General features: G+C 52.7%; 26 protein-coding genes and 1 other annotated feature. Of the genes, 18 read left to right on the forward strand and 8 right to left on the reverse strand.

Translation table 11 applies throughout. The features are described 5' to 3' along the window. Positions 1–144: 144 nt before the first annotated feature. Together cysB and topA are read right to left on the reverse strand one after the other, a co-directional pair. Positions 145–1,119, reverse strand: a complete 975-nt coding sequence (gene cysB, locus ABVN44_RS13055; protein WP_023232099.1) for an HTH-type transcriptional regulator CysB — start codon at positions 1,117–1,119, stop codon at positions 145–147. A gap of 411 nt (positions 1,120–1,530) precedes the next feature. Then, positions 1,531–4,128 (reverse strand): type I DNA topoisomerase, encoded by a 2,598-nt coding sequence (gene topA, locus ABVN44_RS13060; RefSeq protein ID WP_198870399.1) that lies wholly within the window; start codon positions 4,126–4,128, stop codon positions 1,531–1,533. Between the two features lie 402 nt (positions 4,129–4,530). On the opposite strand from topA, the gene ABVN44_RS13065 reads away from it, so the two are divergent. Then, positions 4,531–4,782: a YciN family protein gene (locus tag ABVN44_RS13065; protein WP_000548616.1), complete on the forward strand. Its 252-nt coding sequence runs from the start codon at positions 4,531–4,533 to the stop codon at positions 4,780–4,782. A 41-nt stretch (positions 4,783–4,823) separates the two neighbouring features. Here the strand turns inward: ABVN44_RS13065 and sohB are convergent, their stop codons facing one another. Next, positions 4,824–5,870 carry a protease SohB gene (gene sohB / locus ABVN44_RS13070; protein WP_000422082.1) on the reverse strand — a complete coding sequence of 349 codons (1,047 nt, stop codon included), beginning with the start codon at positions 5,868–5,870 and terminating at the stop codon, positions 4,824–4,826. A 237-nt stretch (positions 5,871–6,107) separates the two neighbouring features. On the opposite strand from sohB, the gene ABVN44_RS13075 reads away from it, so the two are divergent. Both ABVN44_RS13075 and cobO read left to right on the forward strand, forming a co-directional pair. Next, positions 6,108–6,869, forward strand: coding sequence for a YciK family oxidoreductase (locus ABVN44_RS13075; RefSeq protein WP_052908365.1), 762 nt, complete (start codon positions 6,108–6,110; stop codon positions 6,867–6,869). Further along, positions 6,866–7,456: a cob(I)yrinic acid a,c-diamide adenosyltransferase gene (gene cobO, locus ABVN44_RS13080; protein WP_001278865.1), complete on the forward strand. Its 591-nt coding sequence runs from the start codon at positions 6,866–6,868 to the stop codon at positions 7,454–7,456. The genes ABVN44_RS13075 and cobO overlap by 4 nt, the downstream gene beginning before the upstream one ends. Positions 7,457–7,542: 86 nt before the next feature. Here the strand turns inward: cobO and rluB are convergent, their stop codons facing one another. From rluB to rnm, 3 genes are all read right to left on the reverse strand, one after another. Then, a complete protein-coding gene (rluB, locus tag ABVN44_RS13085; RefSeq protein ID WP_001291233.1) occupies positions 7,543–8,418 on the reverse strand; it encodes a 23S rRNA pseudouridine(2605) synthase RluB in 876 nt (291 codons plus the stop codon). 100 nt (positions 8,419–8,518) lie between these two features. Next, positions 8,519–9,139, reverse strand: a complete 621-nt coding sequence (locus ABVN44_RS13090; RefSeq protein WP_000077250.1) for an L-threonylcarbamoyladenylate synthase — start codon at positions 9,137–9,139, stop codon at positions 8,519–8,521. 7 nt (positions 9,140–9,146) lie between these two features. Further along, positions 9,147–10,028, reverse strand: coding sequence for an RNase AM (gene rnm / locus ABVN44_RS13095; protein ID WP_000500450.1), 882 nt, complete (start codon positions 10,026–10,028; stop codon positions 9,147–9,149). Between the two features lie 121 nt (positions 10,029–10,149). On the opposite strand from rnm, the gene trpL reads away from it, so the two are divergent. The 10 genes from trpL to ABVN44_RS13145 all read left to right on the forward strand — a co-directional run bounded on the left by trpL (position 10,150) and on the right by ABVN44_RS13145 (position 19,550). After that, positions 10,150–10,194: a trp operon leader peptide gene (gene trpL, locus ABVN44_RS13100; RefSeq protein WP_010989026.1), complete on the forward strand. Its 45-nt coding sequence runs from the start codon at positions 10,150–10,152 to the stop codon at positions 10,192–10,194. Further along, positions 10,171–10,266, forward strand: a sequence feature (Trp leader region). (Overlaps the previous gene by 24 nt.) Before the next feature lie 22 nt (positions 10,267–10,288). Further along, positions 10,289–11,851 carry an anthranilate synthase component I gene (gene trpE, locus ABVN44_RS13105; RefSeq protein WP_048348822.1) on the forward strand — a complete coding sequence of 521 codons (1,563 nt, stop codon included), beginning with the start codon at positions 10,289–10,291 and terminating at the stop codon, positions 11,849–11,851. Beyond that, positions 11,851–13,446, forward strand: coding sequence for a bifunctional anthranilate synthase glutamate amidotransferase component TrpG/anthranilate phosphoribosyltransferase TrpD (trpD, locus tag ABVN44_RS13110; protein ID WP_039589657.1), 1,596 nt, complete (start codon positions 11,851–11,853; stop codon positions 13,444–13,446). The genes trpE and trpD overlap by 1 nt, the downstream gene beginning before the upstream one ends. Before the next feature lie 3 nt (positions 13,447–13,449). Next, positions 13,450–14,808 (forward strand): bifunctional indole-3-glycerol-phosphate synthase TrpC/phosphoribosylanthranilate isomerase TrpF, encoded by a 1,359-nt coding sequence (gene trpCF / locus ABVN44_RS13115; RefSeq protein WP_023232124.1) that lies wholly within the window; start codon positions 13,450–13,452, stop codon positions 14,806–14,808. 9 nt (positions 14,809–14,817) lie between these two features. Beyond that, positions 14,818–16,011 (forward strand): tryptophan synthase subunit beta, encoded by a 1,194-nt coding sequence (gene trpB, locus ABVN44_RS13120; RefSeq protein ID WP_023232123.1) that lies wholly within the window; start codon positions 14,818–14,820, stop codon positions 16,009–16,011. Continuing rightward, a complete protein-coding gene (gene trpA, locus ABVN44_RS13125) occupies positions 16,011–16,817 on the forward strand; it encodes a tryptophan synthase subunit alpha (protein WP_048348821.1) in 807 nt (268 codons plus the stop codon). The genes trpB and trpA overlap by 1 nt, the downstream gene beginning before the upstream one ends. Positions 16,818–17,296: 479 nt before the next feature. Then, positions 17,297–17,479 (forward strand): general stress protein, encoded by a 183-nt coding sequence (locus ABVN44_RS13130; protein WP_000807657.1) that lies wholly within the window; start codon positions 17,297–17,299, stop codon positions 17,477–17,479. Positions 17,480–17,568: 89 nt separating this feature from the next. Next, a complete protein-coding gene (locus tag ABVN44_RS13135) occupies positions 17,569–18,072 on the forward strand; it encodes a ferritin-like domain-containing protein (protein WP_052908364.1) in 504 nt (167 codons plus the stop codon). Between the two features lie 73 nt (positions 18,073–18,145). Next, a complete protein-coding gene (locus ABVN44_RS13140; protein WP_001109977.1) occupies positions 18,146–18,652 on the forward strand; it encodes a ferritin-like domain-containing protein in 507 nt (168 codons plus the stop codon). Positions 18,653–18,671: 19 nt separating this feature from the next. Then, positions 18,672–19,550, forward strand: coding sequence for a manganese catalase family protein (locus ABVN44_RS13145; protein WP_000488353.1), 879 nt, complete (start codon positions 18,672–18,674; stop codon positions 19,548–19,550). Between the two features lie 81 nt (positions 19,551–19,631). Here the strand turns inward: ABVN44_RS13145 and ompW are convergent, their stop codons facing one another. Beyond that, positions 19,632–20,270 (reverse strand): outer membrane protein OmpW, encoded by a 639-nt coding sequence (gene ompW, locus ABVN44_RS13150; RefSeq protein ID WP_000714798.1) that lies wholly within the window; start codon positions 20,268–20,270, stop codon positions 19,632–19,634. Between the two features lie 337 nt (positions 20,271–20,607). Here ompW and ABVN44_RS13155 point away from each other — a divergent pair, with 337 nt between their 5' ends. The 4 genes from ABVN44_RS13155 to yciA all read left to right on the forward strand — a co-directional run bounded on the left by ABVN44_RS13155 (position 20,608) and on the right by yciA (position 22,939). Further along, positions 20,608–21,012, forward strand: a complete 405-nt coding sequence (locus ABVN44_RS13155; protein WP_000114955.1) for a YkgJ family cysteine cluster protein — start codon at positions 20,608–20,610, stop codon at positions 21,010–21,012. 25 nt (positions 21,013–21,037) lie between these two features. Continuing rightward, positions 21,038–21,781, forward strand: coding sequence for a YciC family protein (locus ABVN44_RS13160; protein ID WP_000028507.1), 744 nt, complete (start codon positions 21,038–21,040; stop codon positions 21,779–21,781). A gap of 56 nt (positions 21,782–21,837) precedes the next feature. Beyond that, the gene (locus ABVN44_RS13165; protein ID WP_000808682.1) at positions 21,838–22,377 is read left to right on the forward strand and encodes a septation protein A; all 540 of its coding nucleotides are present in this window, start codon (positions 21,838–21,840) and stop codon (positions 22,375–22,377) included. A 160-nt stretch (positions 22,378–22,537) separates the two neighbouring features. Then, a complete protein-coding gene (gene yciA / locus ABVN44_RS13170; RefSeq protein ID WP_000210317.1) occupies positions 22,538–22,939 on the forward strand; it encodes an acyl-CoA thioester hydrolase YciA in 402 nt (133 codons plus the stop codon). A gap of 59 nt (positions 22,940–22,998) precedes the next feature. On the opposite strand, the gene tonB is transcribed toward yciA, so the two are convergent. After that, positions 22,999–23,727: a TonB system transport protein TonB gene (gene tonB, locus ABVN44_RS13175; RefSeq protein WP_023231906.1), complete on the reverse strand. Its 729-nt coding sequence runs from the start codon at positions 23,725–23,727 to the stop codon at positions 22,999–23,001. Positions 23,728–23,950: 223 nt separating this feature from the next. Here tonB and ABVN44_RS13180 point away from each other — a divergent pair, with 223 nt between their 5' ends. After that, entirely contained in the window at positions 23,951–24,247 is a 297-nt protein-coding gene (locus ABVN44_RS13180; protein WP_000967605.1) for a YciI family protein, read from the forward strand. The last annotated feature ends 22 nt before the right edge of the window (positions 24,248–24,269 follow it).

Consider the following 24,269-nt stretch of genomic DNA (forward strand, 5'->3'; position numbering starts at 1 on the left):
ACTCAAGATAACTATTTGGAAAAAGAAACTGGCGGGACGGGTAATTCAACACTATTTTGCTGATCATTACCCGTAATACTTCGAGGGATATTGCAAAAGGCGGCTTTGTCTGCCATGCCACTACGACACAAACCGACGGTGATATTACTTTTCAGGCAGCTTTATATCCTGAAACATCGCTTCAATTTCTTCATTAGAACGCAACGCCACCGCCGTATCCACCACATCACGCGTCAGATGCGGCGCAAAACGCTGGATAAAATCATACATATAGCTGCGTAAAAAAGTACTACGACGAAAACCAATTTTTGTGGTGCTGTGGCTAAAAATATCGTGCGCGTCAATCCGCACTAAATCAGGATCGGCAAGCGGATCGACCGCCATGCTGGCAATGACGCCAACGCCCAGCCCCAACCTGACATAGGTTTTAATCACATCCGCATCGGTTGCAGTAAAGACGATCCGCGGCGTTAATCCTGCGCGATTAAAAGCGGTATCCAGTTCGGAACGCCCGGTAAAGCCGAAGGTATACGTCACCAGCGGATACTGCGCCAGCGCTTCAATCGTTACGGAAGACATTGCCGCCAATGGATGATCCGGCGTCACCACTATCGAACGGTTCCAGTGATAGCATGGCAACATCACCAGATCGTCATATAAATGCAGCGCTTCCGTGGCAATCGCGAAATCGGCGTTCCCTTTCGATACCGCTTCCGCAATCTGCGTTGGCGACCCCTGGTGCATATGCAGCGAAACGCGCGGATAACGCTCGATGAAGCCTTTAATCACGCCTGGCAAGGCGTAACGCGCCTGAGTATGGGTAGTGGCAATATAGAGCGAGCCTTTATCCGGCCAGGTATGCTCGCCGGCGACCGACTTAATGGCATCGACTTTGGAAAGCACCTCACGCGCAATACGAATAATCTCCTGACCTGCGGGCGTCACCTGAGTCAGATGCTTACCGCTGCGGGCGAAAATCTGGATGCCAAGCTCATCTTCCAGCATCCTAACCTGCTTGCTGATCCCCGGCTGGGAAGTATACAACCCCTCAGCGGTAGAGGAGACGTTAAGGTTATGATTAACCACTTCAACAATGTAACGAAGCTGCTGCAATTTCATAATACATCATCCAGATTAGCGCCATCAGGCCATCGTTTATCTGCAGACATCATTGGGCTGTTAATACGATTTAATAATAAAAAAGGTGTTAACTATAACCACTATATCATTTATATCTGAACTGTATAGCCAGCGCGATAAAATAATAAGACCGCTATACTCAAAATAATTCGAGTTGCTTAAAGGCGACAAGGGAGTGAGTTCCCAGGAGCATAGATAACCAGGTGACTGGGGTGAGCGACAAATCTGCCGGGAGCAGATTTGAACGTCGCGTGCGACGGCCCGTCATGGCGAGGCCCATGGATGGGCCGAGTAATCCGTAGCCAACACATAAGCCACTTGAAATATGAAGGGGATATAAAAAAGGGCCGCTTACGCGGCCCGCTTGGCTATAGTGACGACAGGCAGGGGTTATTTCTTGCCTTCAACCCACTTGCCGTCGACGAAGAACGCTGACCATCCCGTCGCCTTCCCGTCTTTTTCCGCCGCAACGTACTGCTGTTTTGTTTTGCGGCTAAAGCGAACAACGGTTTTATTGCCTTCTGGATCCTGCTGCGGCGCATCCGCCAGATACCGCAGCTTTTCCGGCAGGCGATCGCGGAACCGGTAAAGCTCCTCGACTAATGGCGCGCGCGTTTCACGTGATTTCGGGAACGTATTGGCCGCCAGGAATATCCCTGCGGCGCCATCGCGCAGCACAAAATACGCGTCCGATTTTTCACACGGCAGTTCCGGCAATGGAACAGGATCTTCCTTCGGCGGCGCAACTTCGCCGTTACACAAGATCTTACGGGTATTTTTACATTCGTCGTTAGTACAGGCCATGTACTTACCAAAACGCCCCATTTTCAGGTGCATTTCGGAACCACATTTCTCACACTCAACGATCGGGCCGTCATACCCTTTGATGCGGAACTCGCCTTCTTCAATCTCGTAGCCGTCACAGGTCGGGTTATTACCACACACATGCAATTTACGCTTCGGATCGATCAGATAGCTGTCCATCGCCGTACCGCACTTCTGACAGCGACGCTTGGCGCGCAGGGCGTTGGTTTCGGCGTCGTCGCCTTCCAGCACGTTCAGAACTTCATTTTCCGGCACCAGGTTAATGGTCGTTTTACAACGCTCTTTCGGCGAAAGCGCATAACCTGAACATCCAAGGAAAACCCCCGTACTGGCAGTACGAATTCCCATTTTACGGCCACAGGTTGGACAGTCGATGCTGGTCAGCACCATCTGGTTAGGACGCATCCCCCCTTCTTCCGGATCTTTCTCGGCTTTATCGAGCTGCTGAGTAAAATCGCTGAAGAAGTTATCCAGTACCGCTTTCCACTCGGCCTGGTGATTTGCAACCTGATCCAGACTATCTTCCATCTGCGCGGTAAAATCGTAGTTCATCAATTCGCGGAAGTTTTCTTCCAGCCGATCGGTGACGATTTCACCCATTTTTTCCGCATAGAAGCGACGGTTTTCAACGCGAACATAGCCGCGATCCTGAATGGTCGAGATAATCGACGCATAGGTAGACGGACGACCAATACCGCGCTTCTCAAGTTCTTTAACCAGAGAAGCCTCGCTGAAACGGGCTGGCGGTTTAGTAAAGTGCTGAGCAGGCGTCAATTCAAGTAGCGTCAGCGCATCGCCCTTATTCACGGCAGGCAATGTACGATCTTCATCGCCTTTACGCAGCGCCGGCATCACTTTTGTCCAGCCGTCAAAGCGCAAAATACGCCCACGCGCTTTCAGACGGAATTCGCCTGCGCCAACGGTAAGCGTAGTAGAGTCATATTGTGCTGGCGTCATCTGACAGGCGACAAACTGACGCCAAATTAGCTGATACAACTTCTGCGCGTCAGCCTCCATGTCTTTCAGCGACTCCGCCATGACAGCAACGTCGGAAGGACGGATCGCTTCGTGCGCTTCCTGAGAGTTTTCTTTGCTGGCGTACTGGTTCGGGTTATCCGGCAGGTATTTCTTGCCGAAATTATCGCCAATATAACCGCGCACCATGTTGACCGCATCCTGACTCAGGTTGGTGGAGTCGGTACGCATATAGGTGATGTAGCCCGCCTCATACAGACGCTGCGCCATCATCATGGTTTTCTTCACGCCAAAGCCCAGCCGGGTGCTGGCCGCCTGTTGTAGCGTGGAGGTGATAAACGGCGCGCCAGGTTTGCTGCTGGTCGGTTTGTCTTCACGCTCCAGTACGCTATAGCGCGCTTTTTCCAGCAAGCTGACGGCGGCAAGCGTCTGCTCGCGATTTACCGGCCGGAATGGCTTGTCGTTCTGATGCGTCACCTGTAGCGGTAGCGCCTCGCCAGACGGCGTCGTCGTATTAGCGTCAATTTCCCAGAACTCTTCCGGAACAAACGCTTTAATCTCGCGCTCGCGCTCAACGACCAGACGGACCGCGACAGACTGAACGCGACCTGCCGACAAACCACGGGCGATCTTTTTCCACAGCAGCGGCGAGACCATATAGCCTACCACGCGGTCCATAAAGCGGCGCGCTTGCTGGGCGTTGACCCTGTTAATATTCAGCTCGCCCGGCTGTTCAAACGCCTGGCGAATGGCATTTTTGGTTATTTCGTTAAAGACTACGCGACTGTAGCGCGCGTCATCGCCGCCGATCACTTCCCGCAGGTGCCATGCAATGGCTTCCCCTTCGCGGTCAAGGTCGGTTGCGAGATAGATGTGGTCGGCTTTTTCCGCCAACTGTTTCAGTTCAGAGACGACCTTCTCTTTACCGGGCAGCACTTCATAGTGCGCATCCCAGTTGTGCCACGGGTCAACCCCCATACGGTTGACGAGAGCGCCACGTTCATCCTTTTTGGGCTTTTTAGCCGTTTTGGTGGAGGTAGAGTCGGCGCTCTTTTTAGCTGCTGAGCCACTGGTCGGCAAATCACGGATATGACCCACGCTGGATTTCACCACGTAGTCATTACCCAGATACTTGTTGATCGTTTTGGCTTTTGCCGGGGACTCAACGATGACAAGAGCTTTACCCATATTCACCTTTACCTAAGTTGATTCTTCCAGGAATGCGTCGCACGTTGATTCACCTTCCACTGGCGACGAGACAACGATATATGGTCTCTGCGTCTGCGGATATCAACCCCTTGTACTGGCTTTGTGTACGAAATGTAACCCTCAGGTGACTGAGTTAACAGGCTTTTTTGCACACACGCGCTATAGCACGACGGAATTTTGGTCGAATGTCAAGCAATTCTGTTGCCAGATTGACGAAAGCGTCACACTGTACCTGATAAAATTCGATACGCAACTTTATTAGCATGCAAAAACAAATCTTGCCAGTGAACGCAACATGACAAATCCATCAATTTCCTGTGAGAATATTTGCCCATCAGAAGTGCTCAGCGTAGACTAATCTCCTTGTTTAAGGAGTAAAAAATGCATAAAGAGACGCAACCTATCGATCGCGAAACACTGTTGCTTGAAGCCAACAAAATTATTCGGGAACATGAAGACACGATGGCAGGTATTGTCGCCACCGGCGTAACGCAGAGAAATGGCGTGCTGGTTTTCAGCGGCGATTACTTTTTAGACGAGCAAGGGTTACCGACCCCTAAAAGCACCGCGGTGTTTAACATGTTTAAACACCTGGCGCATGTGCTGTCTGAGAAGTATCACCTGGTTGATTAATCCATGCCGGATGGCGCTGAATGCCATCCGGCAATAGCGGTTTACATCAACGGCTTTTGTCCACGCTGCCACCAGCGCAGCAGCAGCCGATCCGCGCTTTCCGCCGCGCTGCCGGTAACACGATCGATCAGTTTTTTACGCTGCATATAGCGCACATTCAGCACCTCGCGCCCTTCCATCAGGCCGAGGATAACCTCATCGCTGGTGTTAATCTCATCAACCAGTCCCTTCTCCAGCGCCTGCTGACCGTACCAGTGTTCGCCCGTGGCGACCTGTTCAATGTCCAGAGCCGGACGCATCCGCTGCACAAACTCTTTGAACAGATGGTGCGTTTCGTTGAGATCTTCACGAAACTTCTGCCGCCCTTCTTCCGTATTCTCGCCTAACAAAGTCAGGGTACGTTTGTACTGCCCTGCGGTATGCAGTTCAATATCAATGTCTTTACTTTTGAGAAAGCGGTTAAAGTTCGGGATTTGCGCGACAACACCAATTGACCCCACAATAGCGAACGGCGCCGCGATAATTTTTTCCGCCACGCAGGCCATCATGTAGCCTCCGCTTGCCGCGACTTTATCCACCGTCACGGTCAGCGGAATATTTTTATCGCGCAGGCGCTGCAATTGCGATGCCGCCAGGCCATAGCCATGCACAACGCCACCGGGGCTTTCCAGACGCACAACCGCCCGATCGCCGGGTTTCGCCACTGCCAGCACCGCCGTGACCTCTTCGCGTAACGCATTAACTTCGTGAGCATCCATACTGCCTTTGAAATCTATCACCCATACACGCGGTTTGTCCGATGTCGCAATGTCCCCCAGCTTCGCTTTCGCTTTGGCGGCTTTCGCCTCCTGCTTATGCTTTTTTTTCTGCGCTTTATGCCACAGTTTTTGCTGATGGCCATCCATCAACGCCGCAGCAAGGTCATCCTTCATCTCCTGATACTGCTCGCTCAAATTGGTCACGCGCAGCTCGCCGCGCTGACGTTTGCGTTGCGTAGCATTCACGATCAGCAGCACAATGACGGCAATGGCCACCACAACGGTGACGATTTTTGCCAAAAATAAGCCATATTCAGACAACAATTCCACGACTCCCACCTTGATTAAATAACGCGACTTGCGCTCAGTGTACAACAGGCATCGAAGTCAGTCTCTCTTCATCCGTATGCCTGTTGAGGAAGAAAAAGTATGACAAGACGTTCATTTTACGGCGTTATCGCCCCTGTCTGATTGAAAAAAAAGGCGCTTTCAGGCATAAACCCGAAAAGTTAACGCGAAGATAAGACAACCTGGCAGGACGGTGCACCACGCCGTTGAGGAGTAGCCATGCATTACCAACCGAAACAAGATCTATTGCAAAACCGCATTATTCTGGTCACTGGCGCCAGCGATGGCATTGGGCGGGAAGCCGCGCTCACGTATGCGCGTTACGGCGCAACGGTGATTCTGCTGGGACGCAACGAAGAGAAACTGCGTCGGGTCGCGCAGCACATTGCTGACGAGCAACATGTTCAACCACAGTGGTTTACGCTCGATCTGCTGACCTGCACCGCTGAAGAGTGCCGGCAAGTGGCCGACCGCATCGCCGCGCACTATCCCCGCCTGGATGGCGTCCTGCACAATGCCGGGTTACTGGGGGAAATCGGTCCAATGAGCGAACAAGATCCGCAGATCTGGCAGGATGTCATGCAGGTAAACGTTAATGCCACCTTTATGCTCACCCAGGCGCTGTTACCGTTATTACTGAAGTCCGATGCCGGCTCGCTGGTCTTTACGTCATCAAGCGTTGGCCGTCAGGGACGCGCCAACTGGGGCGCCAATGCCACCTCGAAATTTGCTACTGAAGGAATGATGCAGGTGCTGGCGGACGAATACCAGAACCGTTCTCTGCGTGTTAACTGCATTAACCCGGGCGGCACGCGCACCAGTATGCGCGCCAGCGCCTTTCCGACGGAAGATCCACAGAAATTAAAAACGCCTGCCGATATTATGCCGCTTTACCTGTGGCTTATGGGCGACGACAGTCGCCGTAAAACCGGTATGACCTTTGACGCCCAACCGGGCCGTAAACCAGGAATCGCCCAATGAGTGATGAACGTTATCAGCAGCGCCAGCAGAAGGTAAAAGATCGGGTTGACGCCCGTGTCGCCCAGGCACAGGAAGAGCGCGGTATTATTATCGTGTTTACTGGCAATGGTAAGGGCAAAACCACGGCGGCTTTCGGAACTGCCGCCCGCGCCGTAGGACACGGTAAAAGCGTAGGCGTGGTGCAATTTATTAAGGGCACCTGGCCCAACGGCGAGCGTAATCTGCTGGAACCGCATGGCGTCGAATTTCAGGTGATGGCAACAGGATTTACCTGGGAGACGCAAAATCGCGAGGCAGACACCGCAGCATGTATGGCCGTTTGGCAGCATGGGAAACGGATGCTGGCCGATCCGCTGCTTGATATGGTAGTACTGGATGAGCTGACCTATATGGTGGCGTATGACTATTTACCGCTGGAAGAGGTCATAAGCGCGCTAAACGCGCGCCCTGGTCACCAGACGGTGATTATTACAGGTCGCGGCTGTCACCGGGATATTCTTGATCTTGCGGATACCGTCAGCGAACTGCGTCCGGTTAAACATGCTTTCGACGCGGGCGTAAAAGCCCAGATGGGAATTGATTATTAACCGTAGGCCGGATTAAGGCGTTTGCGCCGCCATCCGGCACAAACCCTCTTGTCTGATGACTCTCGGCCTATAAACCACGGTAGAGATTACCCGTTGTTATTACGCCCACCGGAGCGGCGTCCGCCAGCTATCTGGCTGTGGCGTTTTACCGCCCGACGGATCTGGTTCGCTTTCATACGACGACGGTCTTTTTCGACGGCAACCTTCGACGAGGTTTCCGGCGGGAGCTCTACCAGACCACGCAGATAGTTCGTTTGCGCGAGGTCGAGCTCAGTCCAGCCGCCGCGCGGCAGGCCTTTCGGCAGCGGGATATCGCCGTAACGAACGCGGATCAAACGGCTGACCTGAACGCCTACCGCTTCCCACAGTCGGCGAACTTCGCGGTTGCGCCCTTCCGTCAGCGTCACGTTATACCACTGGTTAATGCCTTCGCCGCCGCTGAATTTAATGGTCTTAAATGCCGCCGGACCATCTTCCAACTGTACGCCACGGCTTAAATCACGCAGTTTCGATTCATCCACCTGACCGAACACGCGCACGGCATATTCACGTTCAACTTCGCGACTAGGATGCATCAGGCGGTTCGCCAGTTCACCGTCGGTGGTAAACAACAATAGCCCGCAGGTGTTGACATCCAGACGTCCTACCGCAATCCACCGCGCGCCGCGCAGTTTCGGTAAGCGATCAAAAACGGTTGGCCGCCCTTCAGGGTCATTGCGGGTACACAGTTCACCTTCTGGTTTGTAATAGGCCAGAACGCGGCAAATTTGTTCCGCCGACTCTTTCACCGAAATCAGGTGACCGTCGATACGGATTTTCAAACCGGGAGTGACTTCAACACGATCGCCAAGCGTGGCGATTTTACCGTCAACGCTGACACGTCCCGCTTCAATAATGGATTCGATTTCACGGCGAGAGCCGTGGCCAGCGCGCGCCAGCACTTTTTGTAACTTTTCGCTCATAGAGCTTCCTTCAGGTGTCGCCTTCACAGGCGTCGAACAGGAGAATGAACGGCGCGTTGCCGCGCCATTTTAAGGCCGCGTAGTATACAGGCTTACGCCCTTATAAGAAAGGTGTAACGTCGCCGACGCCTTCGCGCAGCACCACCGGGGAGTCATTGGTCAAATCGATTACCGTGGTAGGCTGTTGACCGAGGTAACCACCGTGGATGATCAGATCCACCTGCTTCTCCAGCCGATCTTTAATCTCCTCCGGGTCCGACTCGGTAAAATCGCTGCCAGGCAGCATCAACGACGTCGAGAGCATCGGTTCGCCCAGCGTATCCAATAACGCCAGCGCAATCGGGTTTGACGGTACGCGCAGGCCGATAGTTTTACGCTTTTCCTGCAACAGACGGCGCGGCACCTCTTTTGTCCCCTTCAGGATAAAGGTGTAATTACCCGGCGTATTGTTTTTCATCAGACGAAACGCCACGTTGTCGACGTAGGAGTAGGTCGACAACTCGGACAAATCGCGGCACATCAGCGTGAAGTTGTGGCCGTCCGGCAGATGACGGATGCGGCAAATGCGCTCCATTGCGCCTTTGTCTTCAATTTTACAACCCAGGGCATAGCCGGAATCGGTTGGATAAACAATAACACCGCCTTTACGCACAATGTCGACGGCCTGATTAATCAGCCGTTGCTGTGGGTTATCCGGATGGATATAAAAAAACTGGCTCATACTTCCCTCACTGTGATATTTGCGGCTGTTCCCATGTCTGCCATACGCCTTCAACGCCAGCGGGCAGCCAGAGTTTACGCCCCAACTCAATCCACGGGCAGGGCTGATGGAAATCAGATCCAAGCGATGCCCATAAATGATGCTGACGCGCAAGCGTCGCCAGTTGGGTGCGTTCATTGGGCGATTGTTGGCACTGCGCCACTTCCATCGCGTCGCCGTGATGGTCGGCAAAATATGCCACTAATCTTTTCAGCCACTTAGCGCTAAGGTCGTAGCGTCCCGGATGGGCCAACACCGCCTTACCGCCAGAATGATGAATGACATCAATAGCTTGTTCTATTGTACACCACTGCGGCGGAACGTAACCGGTTTTCCCACGCGCGAGATATTTTTTAAAAACATCCGCCATGGTCGCGGCTTTGCCGCACTCCACCAGAAAGCGGGCGAAGTGGCCGCGCGTCACCGCGCCGCCATTGGCCAGTCTCAATGCCCCTTCCCACGCGCCGGGAATATGGGCTTTTTCCAGACGCTCCGCAATGAGCCGACCACGCGCCTGACGCCGCTGTGTCTGCTGCGCCAGAAAATCGCGCATTGCCGGATGCGCAATATCAATATTCAGACCCACAATGTGAATCTCATGATTCTCCCAGACCGTTGAAATCTCCACGCCGGGAATAAGATTCAGGGCCAGCCCGGAACGTGAAATTTCTTCTCTTGCCGCAGGAATCGCGGCTGTGGTGTCATGATCGGTAATCGCCAGCGTGCCGACTCGCATCTCTACCGCACGGTGTACTAATGTTTCTGGCGTCAACAGTCCATCGGACGCCGTGGTATGACTGTGCAGATCGTAAATCACTGCGTAATTCGTGTCGCTCAAGGCGGCTCCCATAGAGATAAAGTTATGTCATGTACATCATAACGGTTCCGGCAAATATACTGAAATAGGTGTTGACATTATTCCATCGAACTAGTTAACTAGTACGAAAGTTCACATGAAGAGGGTATCTAAAATGGCAGCGACATTTGCATTACACGGTTGGTGGCGCACTTCCTGATAGCGGGCGGTGTATGAACAGCTGTAATCAGCCAAACGATACCCGGCCCGCCTGTTAAGCGGGCTTTTTTTTGAACAAAATAATGAGAATAACCATGCAAACACCAAAACCCACGCTCGAACTGTTGACCTGCGATGCCGCCTATCGGGAAAACCCAACGGCGCTTTTTCACCAGGTCTGCGGCGATCGCCCGGCAACGCTGCTGCTGGAATCCGCGGATATCGACAGTAAAGATGATTTAAAAAGCCTGCTGCTGGTAGATAGCGCGCTGCGCATTACCGCTTTAGGTGACACTGTCACTATTCAGGCGTTATCTGGTAATGGCGCCTCGTTATTGCCGCTACTGGATACCGCCCTGCCCGCTGGCGTGGAGAACGAAGTCCTGCCTGCCGGTCGCGTTCTACGCTTTCCGCCCGTCAGCCCATTATTAGATGAAGACGCCCGTTTATGCTCTCTATCGGTATTTGATGCGTTCCGCCTGTTACAGGGGGTGGTGAACATACCGACGCACGAGCGGGAGGCTATGTTTTTCGGCGGTCTGTTTGCCTACGACCTGGTCGCTGGCTTTGAAGCGCTGCCACACCTTGAGGCTGGCAATAACTGCCCGGACTACTGCTTTTATTTAGCGGAAACGCTGATGGTGATAGATCATCAGAAAAAAAGCACCCGTATTCAGGCCAGTCTGTTCACCGCCAGCGACCGGGAAAAACAGCGTCTGAACTCCCGCCTGGCGTACCTTAGCCAACAGTTAACCCAGCCTGCGCCGCCGTTGCCGGTGACGCCGGTGCCGGACATGCGCTGCGAATGCAATCAGAGCGATGACGCGTTCAGCGCGGTGGTACGCCAGTTGCAAAAAGCCATCCGCGCGGGCGAGATATTTCAGGTGGTGCCGTCGCGTCGCTTTTCACTGCCCTGCCCGTCGCCGTTGGCTGCCTACTACGTGCTGAAAAAGAGCAACCCCAGCCCGTATATGTTCTTTATGCAGGATAATGATTTCACGCTTTTCGGCGCGTCGCCGGAAAGCTCGCTGAAATATGACGCCGCCAGCCGTCAGATTGAGATTTACCCCATCGCGGGTACCCGTCCACGCGGTCGCCGTGCCGATGGTACGCTGGACAGAGATCTCGACAGCCGTATTGAGCTGGATATGCGTACCGACCATAAAGAGCTTTCCGAACATCTGATGCTGGTCGATCTGGCGCGCAATGACCTGGCGCGCATCTGTACGCCGGGCAGTCGCTACGTTGCCGATCTGACAAAAGTTGACCGCTATTCGTACGTGATGCATCTGGTTTCCCGGGTAGTGGGCGAACTGCGTCACGATCTCGACGCGCTGCACGCCTATCGCGCCTGCATGAACATGGGCACCCTGAGCGGCGCGCCAAAAGTACGCGCCATGCAGTTGATTGCCGATGCGGAAGGACAGCGCCGTGGCAGCTATGGCGGCGCGGTCGGTTACTTCACCGCCCACGGCGATCTGGACACCTGTATTGTTATCCGCTCCGCGCTGGTGGAGAACGGTATCGCCACCGTACAGGCGGGCGCCGGAATTGTGCTGGACTCGGTTCCGCAGTCTGAAGCCGATGAAACCCGTAATAAAGCGCGCGCCGTATTGCGTGCTATCGCCACCGCGCATCATGCACAGGAGACCTTCTGATGGCTGATATTCTGCTGCTCGATAACATTGACTCGTTTACCTGGAACCTGGCAGATCAGCTACGGACCAACGGTCATAACGTGGTGATTTACCGTAACCATATTCCGGCGCAGACGCTTATCGATCGCCTGGCGACAATGGAAAATCCGGTGCTAATGCTCTCCCCCGGTCCGGGCGTTCCCAGCGAGGCAGGCTGTATGCCGGAGCTGCTGACCCGACTACGCGGCAAGTTGCCGATCATCGGCATTTGTCTGGGGCATCAGGCGATTGTCGAAGCTTACGGCGGTTATGTCGGTCAGGCGGGAGAAATCCTGCATGGCAAAGCCTCCAGCATTGAGCATGACGGTCAGGCGATGTTCGCCGGGCTGGCGAATCCGCTACCGGTCGCGCGTTATCATTCGCTGGTCGGCAGTAATGTTCCTGCCGGGCTAACCATTAACGCCCATTTCAACGGCATGGTGATGGCGGTACGTCATGATGCGGATCGCGTTTGCGGTTTTCAATTTCATCCTGAGTCCATCCTGACGACACAGGGCGCGCGCCTGCTGGAGCAAACATTAGCCTGGGCGCAGCAAAAGCTGGAACCGACCAACACCCTACAGCCAATTCTGGAGAAACTCTATCAGGCGCAAACTCTGACGCAACAAGAGAGCCATCAGTTGTTTTCGGCGGTCGTTCGCGGCGAACTTAAGCCTGAACAGCTCGCCGCCGCGCTGGTGAGCATGAAAATTCGCGGCGAGCATCCCAATGAAATTGCCGGCGCCGCCACTGCGTTGCTGGAAAATGCCGCCCCGTTCCCGCGCCCGGAGTATCTGTTTGCGGATATCGTTGGTACCGGCGGCGATGGCAGTAACAGTATCAATATCTCTACCGCCAGCGCCTTTGTCGCGGCGGCCTGTGGACTGAAAGTGGCGAAACACGGCAACCGTAGCGTGTCCAGCAAATCGGGGTCATCCGATCTGCTGGCGGCGTTCGGTATTAATCTGGATATGAACGCCGATAAATCACGTCAGGCGTTAGATGAACTGGGCGTCTGTTTCCTGTTCGCGCCGAAATATCACACCGGATTCCGTCACGCGATGCCGGTTCGCCAACAGTTAAAAACGCGAACCCTGTTCAACGTACTCGGCCCGCTGATCAACCCGGCGCATCCGCCGCTGGCATTGATTGGCGTCTATAGCCCGGAACTGGTGCTGCCGATTGCGGAAACCTTACGGGTACTGGGCTATCAGCGCGCGGCGGTGGTACATAGCGGCGGCATGGATGAGGTTTCGCTCCATGCGCCGACGATTGTCGCGGAGCTGCATGACGGCGAAATTAAAAGCTATCAACTGACGGCGGAGGATTTTGGCCTGACGCCTTACCATCAGGATCAGTTGGCTGGCGGCACGCCGGAAGAAAACCGTGACATTCTGACGCGGTTATTACAAGGTAAAGGCGATGCCGCGCATGAGGCCGCCGTCGCCGCCAACGTGGCGATGCTGATGCGTCTGCATGGTCAGGAAGATCTCAAGGCCAACGCGCAAACCGTGCTTGATGTTCTGCGCAACGGCACCGCATATGACAGAGTCACCGCACTGGCGGCAAGAGGGTAAATAATGCAAACCGTTTTAGCGAAAATCGTCGCAGACAAGGCGATTTGGGTAGAAGCCCGCAAACAGCAACAGCCGCTGGCCAGCTTTCAAAATGAGATCCAGCCAAGTACACGCCATTTTTATGATGCGCTCCAGGGCGCGCGTACCGCCTTTATTCTGGAGTGTAAGAAAGCATCGCCATCAAAAGGCGTGATTCGCGATGATTTCGATCCGGCGCGTATTGCCAGTATTTATCAACATTACGCCTCGGCGATCTCGGTGCTCACCGACGAAAAATATTTTCAGGGGAGCTTCGATTTTCTGCCGGTCGTTAGCCAAAGCGCGCCGCAGCCGATTCTGTGTAAGGATTTTATTATCGATCCCTATCAGATCTACCTTGCCCGTTACTATCAGGCCGATGCCTGTTTACTGATGCTCTCGGTTCTGGATGACGAACAGTATCGCCAACTCTCCGCCGTCGCGCACAGTCTGAAAATGGGCGTGCTCACGGAGGTCAGTAATGACGAAGAACGGGAGCGCGCGATAGCGTTAGGCGCAAAAGTGGTAGGTATCAACAATCGCGATCTGCGCGATCTGTCGATTGATTTGAATCGCACCCGCCAGCTGGCGCCAAAACTGGGCCACGGCGTGACTGTCATCAGCGAGTCCGGGATTAACACCTATGGTCAGGTACGCGAACTGAGCCACTTCGCCAACGGTTTTTTAATTGGCTCCGCGTTAATGGCGCATGACGATCTTAACGCCGCCGTCCGTCGCGTGCTGCTTGGCGAAAATAAAGTCTGCGGCCTGACCCGCGCCCAGGACGCTAAAGCGGCCTGTGACGCTGGCGCAATATATGGCGGGTTGATTTTTGTGCCCTCATCTCCGCGCGCGGTTAGCGTTGAGCAGGCGCGAGAAGTGATAAGCGGCGCGCCATTACAGTACGTCGGCGTTTTCCAGAACGCTGATATCGCCGATGTTTGCCAGAAAGCCGCCGTCCTGTCGCTTTCTGCCGTACAGCTACATGGCAGCGAAGACCAGGCGTATGTCAACGCGCTGCGCGAGGCGTTGCCGCGCAATGTGCAAATCTGGAAGGCGCTGAGCGTTAGCAATGCCCTTCCCGCACGCGATTATCACCATGTCGATAAATACATTTTCGACAATGGGCAAGGCGGCAGCGGGCAGCGCTTCGACTGGTCACTGCTACAGGGGCAACCGCTGGATGATGTGTTACTGGCGGGCGGGCTGGCGGCCGATAACTGCGTCCAGGCGGCGCAAGTCGGCTGTGCCGGTCTCGATTTTAATTCAGGTGTGGAGTCACAGCCGGGCATCAAAGATGCTCGTCTTCTGGCCTCGGTTTTTCAGACACTGCGCGCATATTAAGGAAAAAACATGACAACACTTCTCAATCCCTACTTTGGTGAATTCGGCGGCATGTATGTGCCGCAGATCCTGATGCCTGCGCTGAACCAGCTTGAAGAGGCCTTCGTCAGCGCGCAAAAAGATCCTGAATTTCAGGCGCAATTCGCCGATCTGCTAAAAAACTACGCGGGACGCCCCACCGCACTGACGAAATGCCAGAACATTACCGCCGGTACGCGTACCACGTTGTATTTAAAGCGCGAAGATTTACTGCACGGCGGCGCGCACAAAACCAATCAGGTACTGGGTCAGGCGCTGCTGGCCAAACGGATGGGGAAAAGCGAGATTATCGCTGAAACCGGCGCCGGCCAGCACGGCGTCGCCTCTGCGCTCGCCAGCGCCCTGCTGGGTCTGAAATGCCGTATCTATATGGGCGCCAAAGACGTTGAGCGCCAGTCGCCGAACGTCTTCCGTATGCGTCTGATGGGCGCTGAGGTTATCCCGGTTCATAGCGGCTCCGCTACGCTAAAAGATGCCTGTAACGAGGCGCTGCGCGACTGGTCCGGTAGTTACGAAACCGCGCACTATATGCTCGGCACGGCGGCAGGACCGCATCCCTATCCCACCATCGTTCGCGAGTTCCAGCGCATGATTGGCGAAGAGACGAAAGCGCAAATCCTCGACAAAGAGGGCCGTCTGCCAGATGCCGTTATCGCTTGCGTCGGTGGCGGCTCAAACGCTATCGGGATGTTTGCCGATTTTATTAATGATACCAGCGTCGGGCTAATAGGCGTTGAACCTGGTGGTCATGGTATTGAAACCGGCGAGCATGGCGCGCCGCTTAAACATGGTCGCGTTGGCATCTATTTCGGGATGAAAGCGCCGATGATGCAAACAGCAGACGGGCAAATTGAAGAGTCCTATTCCATTTCCGCCGGGCTCGATTTCCCATCCGTTGGGCCGCAACATGCGTACCTGAACAGCATCGGACGCGCGGATTATGTCTCCATTACCGATGATGAGGCGCTGGAAGCCTTCAAAACGTTGTGCCTCCATGAGGGAATTATCCCGGCGCTGGAATCCTCCCACGCGTTGGCGCACGCTCTGAAAATGATGCGCGAGCAGCCGGAAAAAGAGCAACTGCTGGTGGTCAATCTCTCTGGCCGCGGAGATAAAGACATCTTTACCGTACACGATATCCTGAAAGCGCGAGGGGAAATCTGATGGAACGCTACGAAAATTTATTTGCACAGCTCAACGATCGCCGGGAAGGCGCTTTTGTCCCCTTCGTAACTCTGGGCGACCCTGGCATTGAACAGTCACTGAAAATTATCGACACACTGATTGACGCTGGCGCCGACGCTCTGGAACTGGGGGTTCCCTTCTCCGATCCGCTGGCCGATGGCCCTACCATCCAGAATGCGAACTTACGCGCCTTCGCCGCTGGCGTCACGCCGGCTCAGTGTTTTGAAATGCTGGCGCTGATTCGTGAAAAACACCCGACCATTCCGATTGGCCTGCTAATGTACGCGAATCTGGTGTTCAATAACGGCATAGATGCGTTCTATGCCCGTTGTGAACAGGTTGGCGTAGATTCCGTACTGGTCGCAGATGTCCCGGTTGAAGAATCGGCCCCCTTCCGCCAGGCGGCGTTACGGCATAATATCGCGCCGATCTTCATCTGCCCGCCAAATGCGGATGACGATCTTCTGCGCCAGGTCGCATCTTACGGCCGCGGTTATACCTACCTGCTTTCGCGTTCGGGCGTCACCGGCGCGGAAAACCGTGGCGCATTGCCGTTGCATCATCTCATTGAGAAGCTTAAAGAGTACCATGCCGCGCCTGCGTTACAGGGCTTCGGTATCTCCTCTCCGGAACAGGTGTCTGCGGCCGTGCGTGCCGGGGCGGCTGGCGCTATCTCCGGCTCAGCCATTGTCAAGATTATCGAGAAAAACCACGCGTCTCCCGAACAGATGTTGGCGGAGCTCAGGTCCTTTGTCTCAGCGATGAAAGCCGCCAGCCGCGCATAACGGGTTAAGCCGTCAGCATAACGCTGGCGGCTTAATGAGAGGTTGGCGCCAAACCAGAATCACGATTCAGGCGTACATCATCAATCTTTTTGGTGTTATTCCCCGTCCAGCTTTCAAAAAGTCTGAAGTCAATTTTTGCTAAGAAAACTCCTAATCACGCCGAAAAATTTAGCGTTTTCACGTCAATTTCCCCCGCCTTTATGTAAAGAAATGTCAATAAACAATGCATTAACGTTTCTATGGCCGCAGATAGTGACGCTTGTTATTAATAGCAATGCAAAGCATTTTCTGTTAAATCGCTTATTCTAAAAGAAAATATAGAATATATTATCTCTAAACCATTTTTTGTGCGTTATTTACGCGGTAAATCACAACTATTTCCGTCAATTTGACTAATCGGTTTAACCAACTAATTTTAATAGGGTGTCGACACGGTTAAAACCGATTTTTTCAGCAAGCAACGAGACAGGAGAAATAATATGGCCGAACATCGTGGTGGTTCAGGAAATTTCGCCGAGAATCGTGAAAAAGCATCTGAAGCGGGCCGCAAAGGCGGTCAGCATAGCGGCGGGAATTTCAAAAACGATCCGCAACGAGCTTCTGAAGCCGGTAAAAAAGGTGGTCAGAATAGTCACGGCGGACGTAAATCCGATAATTCCTGATTTACTGTAATGTAAATATAACACATGCTTTTATCAAGCAATCTGCGAGTCTTCTGGCTCGCAGTATTTTGCCCAGGAGAATTAGATTTATGAATATCAAAACCGTTGAAGACCTTTTTATCCATCTACTTTCAGATACCTATAGTGCAGAAAAACAATTAACCAAGGCTCTTCCTAAACTTGCCAGAGCCACGTCCAATGAAAAATTAAGCCAGGCCTTTCAATCTCATCTTGAAGAAACCCAGGGTCAGATTGAACGTATTGATCAGATCGTCGAATCTGAATCTGGCATTAAACTGAAAAGAATGAAATGCGTCGCTATGGAAGGGCTGATTGAAGAAGCCAATGAAGTCATCGAAAGTACGGAGAAAAACGAAGTACGCGATGCAGCGCTTATCGCCGCGGCGCAAAAAGTCGAGCATTACGAAATCGCCAGCTACGGCACGCTAGCCACCCTGGCCGAGCAGCTCAGCTATAGCAAGGCATTAAAACTGCTCAAAGAAACCCTCGACGAGGAAAAACAAACTGATTTAAAACTTACCGATTTAGCAGTCAGCAATGTTAATAAAAGTGCTGAACGCAAATCGAAATAATATTTTTAATTATCAGCTTGCATGATTCCGATTTTATTATCGGAGCAGATTATCACGCATTGAGGAATGTAAAATGAATTATACTGAACATTATCATGACTGGCTTCGTGACGCCCATGCCATGGAAAAACAGGCAGAATCGATGCTTGAATCTATGGCCAGCCGTATTGAAAATTATCCTGATATAAAAGCCAGAATTGAACAACATATTAGTGAAACCAAACATCAAATTACCATGCTCGAAGAAGTGTTGGACCGTAATGGCATTTCCCGTTCGGTGTTGAAAGACTCCATGAGTAAAATGGCAGCAATGGGGCAATCTATCGGTGGCATGTTCCCTTCCGATGAAATTGTCAAAGGCTCAATTAGCGGTTATGTTTTCGAGCAGTTCGAAATTGCTTGTTATACCTCCCTGCTGGCGGCGGCAAAAAAAGCTGGTGACACTGCCTCAATTCCAACGATTGAAGCCATTCTGAAAGAAGAAATGCAAATGGCTGACTGGCTTATCAAACATATTCCGCAGACAACGGAACAATTTTTACTGCGATCTGAAGCAGATGGCGTTGAAGCCAAAAAATAAATAATAAGCAGGAGGCAATATGTTTCGACACGTAAAACAACTTCAATATACTGTGCGAGTGAGCGAACCTAATCCTGGATTAGCGAACCTGCTGCTGGAACAGTTTGGCGGCCCGCAGGGCGAACTGGCGGCCGCCTGCCGCTACTTCACGCAAGGTTTAAGCGATGATGATGCCGGTCGTAGAGAGATGTTAATGGACATCGCCACCGAGGAGCTGAGTCATCTGGAAATTATCGGCTCACTGGTAGGAATGCTTAATAAAGGCGCTAAAGGCGAGCTGGCGGAAGGTACCGAAAGCGAAGCGGAACTTTATCGCTCGCTGACGCAGAATGGTAATGACAGCCATATCACCTCTCTGCTGTATGGCGGCGGCCCGGCGTTGACGAACTCCGGCGGCGTACCGTGGACCGCGGCTTATATTGATACTATCGGCGAAGTCACAGCCGATCTACGCTCAAACATCGCGGCAGAGGCGCGAGCGAAGATCATTTATGAACGCCTGATTAATCTGACCGACGATCCTGGCGTAAAAGACACGCTCAGTTTCTTAATGACCCGTGAAGTCGCGCACCAGCTCTCTTTTGAAAAGGCGCTGTATTCGATTCGTAACAACTTCCCGCCGGGTAAATTACCGCCGGTAGAACAGTATACCGACGTGTACTACAACATGTCGCAAGGCGACGATCCGCGAGGTAGCTGGAATAGCGATGAGAACTTCAACTATGTCGCAGAACCGATGCCTGCTGTTGATGGCGGCGATGGCCTGGCGACAGTGAAATTGCCGCGCGAGCAGTTGGCGCTGCTCAAAGCGATGGCAGAAAGAACGAAATCGGACCCCACCGTTGATCCTCTCACTGGCGCAGAACTAGGCTGCGGCGAACCGAAAGAAGACAAGTGAGTTCCGACAAGTAAAATCCGTGTGTCATGTCCTTTTTTGACCCCGCCTGGCGGGGTCTTTTTTCGTCACAACATCACGCGATTAGAAACGATAGCCTGCCGAGAACATAAATACCCATGGGTCCAGACGCACGCTGTCATGCTGCTGCACGCCGCCCATTTTATAATTGGCGGTAGTATCAATATCCATGTACCAGACAGAGGCGCCAATTAACCAGTCGCGGTTAATCAGGTAATCTACCCCAACTTGCCCTGCCGCGCCCCAGGAATCCTTAAAGCTCAGATCGGACAGCCCGGTCTTTTTACCATTATCGTTAAAGTCGTTATCGAAGAAGGTGGTGTAGTTCACCCCCACGCCGACATAAGGACGCACTTTGCTGCTGGAATCGCCGAAGTACCACTGCGCCATTAACGTTGGAGGTAACAGGTGGACCGTGGCGATATCGCCCGTCGCGCCCGTACCCACCTTATGGCGGAACGGCGTAGCCGCCAGCAATTCAACCCCGATATTGTCCGTCGCCATGTAAGTGAATGTCAGGCCGAGTTGCGTGTTATTACTCACATCAAACCCGTTTAAATGCCCCAGCGTACCACCCGCCCCTTCTGTAGGTCTGACGGTTGCCGGACCTGCACGCATAAAGAATTCTCCGGCTTCGTGCGCGAACGCGCTGCCTGAGAGAAGAGTTGTTAACGCCAGTGCCGCCACTGTAAATTTTTTCATACCCGCTCCATCGTTATGGTTATAAAAGCGTGATGAATATACCCACAATGAAGTAATAAGTGATCTAACACAGATCACATTTGTTCTTATAATTTAACATTTATTGATCCAGATTAATTTAGAACTTGTATTGAAAATCCTGGTTATAGGAATTCAGATCAATTTTGACATATTCACGCTATGCAAATATTTGTCTGCTCCTGTTGCCCTGGCGATAAAGGCTGGCTAAGGTAATCAATGTCCCGCAATGGCGCGTGGCGGTAAGATTCGCGAACACTGCGGGACAGATTAATTTCCGTTGTAATCTATTGATACGTGAGTTTTTTGCAGGTGAATCATGAGCGTTCTTAACCCATGCATGACATGCGGTGCCTGTTGTGCCTATTTTCGTGTCTCCTTTTATTGGGCTGAAGGCGACGATGCCAGCGGACGCGTTCCGGCGTCATTAACCGAGCCTGTTACCCCTTTTTTACGTTGTATGGCCGGTACCAACCAAAAACAGCCGCACTGTAAAGCGCTAATTGGCACGCCGGGTGAAAACGTCAGTTGCGCTATTTATGAAAACCGCCCTTCAACCTGTCGCGAATTTTCGATATCGGGCGAAGGAGGCGAAGTGAATGAGGCGTGTAATCGCGCCCGCGCGCGATACGGATTACCGCCGCTTTACAAAGATATGCTTTTCCATACAACTGCTGATGCTGCCACTGTAGAGTTATCCAGGGTACAATTGCCCGCAAATTAACACCTGCAAAACTCAAGGAGAGTGCATGTCTATCACGGCGAAGTCCGTTTACCGTGACGCCGGAAATTTTTTCCGAAATCAATTTATTACTATCTTGCTGGTTTCGTTGCTGTGCGCATTTATCACGGTGGTCTTAGGTCATGCCTTTTCACCCAGCGATGCGCAAATCGCGCAACTCAGTGAAGGAGAACATCTGGCAGGCAGCGCTGGCCTGTTTGAGCTGGTACAAAATATGACGCCGGAGCAGCAACAGATCCTGTTGCGCGCCTCTGCCGCCTCGACGTTTTCCGGGCTTATCGGCAACGCTATTCTGGCCGGCGGTATCATCCTGATGATTCAGTTAGTTTCAGCGGGACATCGGGTTAGCGCGCTGCGCGCTATCGGCGCCAGCGCCCCTGCATTGCCTAAACTGTTTATTCTTATTTTTCTGACTACCCTGTTAGTGCAAATCGGTATAATGCTGATTGTCGTTCCGGGGATTATTATGGCCATTGTGCTGGCGCTTGCGCCAGTGATGTTGGTTGAAGAGAAAATGGGCGTGTTTGCCGCAATGCGCAGCAGTATGCGTTTAGCCTGGGCTAACATGAGACTGGTCGCGCCTGCGGTGATAGGCTGGTTACTGGCTAAAACATTGCTATTGCTGTTCGCGCCCAGCTTCGCTGTACTGACCCCAAATGTAGGCGCTGTACTGGCGAATACGTTGAGCAATCTGATTTCCGCAGTATTGCTTATCTACTTATTCCGCCTGTATATGTTGATTCGCCAATAATCCGCAATGCGCCGTTACGCGGCGCATTCGACGCTCGTTGATGATGGAATCGAAGAATGAAGCAGTTTCTGGATTTTTTACCGCTGGTTGTCTTTTTTGCGTTTTATAAACTTTATGACATCTATGCGGCGACCTCCGCACTGATTGTCGCGACGGCAATCGTGCTGATTTATAGCTGGGTGCGCTATCGGAAAATAGAGAAGATGGCGCTGATTACCTTTGTTCTGGTTGCCGTCTTCGGCGGTCTGACGCTCTTCTTCCATAACGATGAATTTATTAAATGGAAGGTGACGGTTATTTATGCGCTGTTCGCCGGCGCGCTGTTAATAAGCCAGTGGGTGATGAAAAAACCGTTAATCCAACGTATGTTAGGTAAAGAACTGGCGTTGCCGCAGCAGGTCTGGTCAAAGCTGAACCTGGCGTGGGCGCTGTTTTTTATTGCGTGCGGTCTGGCTAACATTTATATCGCCTTCTGGTTGCCGCAAAATATCTGGGTCAACTTTAAGGTCTTTGGACTCACGGCGCTGACGCTCATTTTTACCCTGCTGAGCGGCGTCTATATCTACCGGCATCTGCCACAGGAAGATAAATCATAACCCTCCCGTGACTTATCATCGCCAGACTGCGAACGCCTGGCGATATTTTCTTCGCCTTTACGCCCTGCGCTTTCCCGTCAGTACCTTTATTCCCACTATTCTCCACACAAAATTCATAGTAGCATCGCGGCTGTAATTTTTTCTGATAGTCGGTTTTACAATGACAACAATGGATAATACTCCTCAGGGCGAGCTGGTTTTACGTACATTGGCCATGCCTGCCGATACCAATGCGAACGGCGATATTTTTGGCGGCTGGCTGATGTCACAAATGGATATTGGCGGCGCGATACTGGCCAAAGAGATCGCGCACGGTCGGGTTGTAACCGTACGCGTGGAAGGAATGACATTTCTGCGCCCCGTCGCGGTTGGCGATGTCGTATGCTGCTACGCGCGCTGCGTTAAACGCGGTACGACGTCTATTAGCATCAATATTGAAGTCTGGGTGAAAAAAGTCGCGTCAGAACCGATTGGACAGCGCTACAAGGCCACCGAGGCGCTGTTTATTTATGTTGCCGTCGATCCGGACGGTAAACCTCGCCCGCTCCCGGTTCAGGGTTAAGTATACCCGCTTACGCCGCCAGCAGGTGATGGTATATTCCTGGCTGGCGGCGCCAGAGATTACTCAATCTGCGCCGTACCGTTCAGACGGAAGATAATATTGACCACCAGCCCGGAACCCGGCTTGCCTGCTTCATAGCGCCATTTTCGCATCGCATTCTTAACTTCACGCTCAAACATATTGGCTGGCTGCGCGGATAGAATCTGTACATTTTCCACTCGCCCAGCAGAGGTCACGTCAAACTTCACCTTTACGCGGCCTTCAATACGTAACGCCTGTGCTCGCGCCGGATACTGCGGCTGGTTACGGCTCAGAGCGCGAGGTCCAGTGGGCACGCTCACCGCCAGCTTGCTGGTCGCTGACGCGGTGCTGCTTGTTGGCCGCGCCGGGGCGCTATTTTCAAACGGTGAGGCAGGACGCGGCGCGGCCGGTTTGACTTCGCGCTTCGGCTGCTCTTCAACCTTTTTCACCGGTTCCGGTTTCGGTTTTGGCTTGGGTTTTGGCTTAGGTTTGGGTTTTTCAATCACCACGGGCGCTTCTTTAGGCGGTTCAGGGATCGGCTCTGGCTCCGGTTCGGGTTCAACCACCGGCTCCGGCGGCGGCTGAACCGCCTGGGGCGGCTCCAGGTCGGCGGGTGAAACCATTGTCACCGTGATAGGCTGCGCTGGCGCAGGCAATTCAATAACCTGATGTACCGAGGTATAGAGCAAACCTGCCACTACAGCACCATGAATGCCTACGGAAAGGAGTGTCGGCCAGGGAAAGCGACGAGGTAAATCAAGGGTCATTGAAGTCATAATCGTTTCAGTTGAAAAACCAGAGCTGAATTTTAAATGCAAATAGCAATCATATTCAATAAGGCATTGCCGATAGCGGCATTTAAAAGATGATATCGCACAAAAACACCACACAAAATGTGCATGTTTAACAAAGTCGGTATCTTTACATTGCAGTTAAATGCCCTTTCCAATAACGTAATCAGCAACTTTTACCGATTAAGGAGCTCTACCCGTGCTGTATGTTATTTACGCTCAGGATAATGCCAACTCGCTTGAAAAACGCCTCTCGGTACGGCCCGCGCATCTGGCGCGCCTGCAACTTCTGCATGATGAAGGGCGATTATTAACTGCCGGGCCGATGCCCGCAGTGGACAGTAACGATCCTGGGGTAGCCGGATTTACCGGGTCAACGGTGATTGCTGAATTTGAATCTTTAGAAGCAGCGCAATCCTGGGCTGATGCGGATCCCTACGTCGCAGCGGGCGTCTATGCGCAGGTTTCGGTCAAACCGTATAAGAAGATCTTTTGAAAAGTATAGCCTGTTGGGCACC

Origin of the sequence: Salmonella sp. SJTUF15570, assembly GCF_043357055.1 — a bacterium.
Classification (GTDB): domain Bacteria; phylum Pseudomonadota; class Gammaproteobacteria; order Enterobacterales; family Enterobacteriaceae; genus Salmonella; species Salmonella enterica.

Bases quoted from the DNA above. Each gene is read 5' to 3' on its own strand.
- cysB (WP_023232099.1), bottom strand. From the start codon at position 1,119: ATGAAATTGCAGCAGCTTCGTTACATTGTTGAAGTGGTTAATCATAAC.
- topA (WP_198870399.1), bottom strand. From the start codon at position 4,128: ATGGGTAAAGCTCTTGTCATCGTTGAGTCCCCGGCAAAAGCCAAAACG.
- ABVN44_RS13065 (WP_000548616.1), top strand. From the start codon at position 4,531: ATGCATAAAGAGACGCAACCTATCGATCGCGAAACACTGTTGCTTGAA.
- ABVN44_RS13075 (WP_052908365.1), top strand. From the start codon at position 6,108: ATGCATTACCAACCGAAACAAGATCTATTGCAAAACCGCATTATTCTG.
- cobO (WP_001278865.1), top strand. From the start codon at position 6,866: ATGAGTGATGAACGTTATCAGCAGCGCCAGCAGAAGGTAAAAGATCGG.
- rluB (WP_001291233.1), bottom strand. From the start codon at position 8,418: ATGAGCGAAAAGTTACAAAAAGTGCTGGCGCGCGCTGGCCACGGCTCT.
- ABVN44_RS13090 (WP_000077250.1), bottom strand. From the start codon at position 9,139: ATGAGCCAGTTTTTTTATATCCATCCGGATAACCCACAGCAACGGCTG.
- rnm (WP_000500450.1), bottom strand. From the start codon at position 10,028: ATGGGAGCCGCCTTGAGCGACACGAATTACGCAGTGATTTACGATCTG.
- trpE (WP_048348822.1), top strand. From the start codon at position 10,289: ATGCAAACACCAAAACCCACGCTCGAACTGTTGACCTGCGATGCCGCC.
- trpD (WP_039589657.1), top strand. From the start codon at position 11,851: ATGGCTGATATTCTGCTGCTCGATAACATTGACTCGTTTACCTGGAAC.
- trpCF (WP_023232124.1), top strand. From the start codon at position 13,450: ATGCAAACCGTTTTAGCGAAAATCGTCGCAGACAAGGCGATTTGGGTA.
- trpB (WP_023232123.1), top strand. From the start codon at position 14,818: ATGACAACACTTCTCAATCCCTACTTTGGTGAATTCGGCGGCATGTAT.
- trpA (WP_048348821.1), top strand. From the start codon at position 16,011: ATGGAACGCTACGAAAATTTATTTGCACAGCTCAACGATCGCCGGGAA.
- ABVN44_RS13130 (WP_000807657.1), top strand. From the start codon at position 17,297: ATGGCCGAACATCGTGGTGGTTCAGGAAATTTCGCCGAGAATCGTGAA.
- ABVN44_RS13135 (WP_052908364.1), top strand. From the start codon at position 17,569: ATGAATATCAAAACCGTTGAAGACCTTTTTATCCATCTACTTTCAGAT.
- ABVN44_RS13140 (WP_001109977.1), top strand. From the start codon at position 18,146: ATGAATTATACTGAACATTATCATGACTGGCTTCGTGACGCCCATGCC.
- ABVN44_RS13145 (WP_000488353.1), top strand. From the start codon at position 18,672: ATGTTTCGACACGTAAAACAACTTCAATATACTGTGCGAGTGAGCGAA.
- ompW (WP_000714798.1), bottom strand. From the start codon at position 20,270: ATGAAAAAATTTACAGTGGCGGCACTGGCGTTAACAACTCTTCTCTCA.
- ABVN44_RS13155 (WP_000114955.1), top strand. From the start codon at position 20,608: ATGAGCGTTCTTAACCCATGCATGACATGCGGTGCCTGTTGTGCCTAT.
- ABVN44_RS13160 (WP_000028507.1), top strand. From the start codon at position 21,038: ATGTCTATCACGGCGAAGTCCGTTTACCGTGACGCCGGAAATTTTTTC.
- ABVN44_RS13165 (WP_000808682.1), top strand. From the start codon at position 21,838: ATGAAGCAGTTTCTGGATTTTTTACCGCTGGTTGTCTTTTTTGCGTTT.
- yciA (WP_000210317.1), top strand. From the start codon at position 22,538: ATGACAACAATGGATAATACTCCTCAGGGCGAGCTGGTTTTACGTACA.
- tonB (WP_023231906.1), bottom strand. From the start codon at position 23,727: ATGACCCTTGATTTACCTCGTCGCTTTCCCTGGCCGACACTCCTTTCC.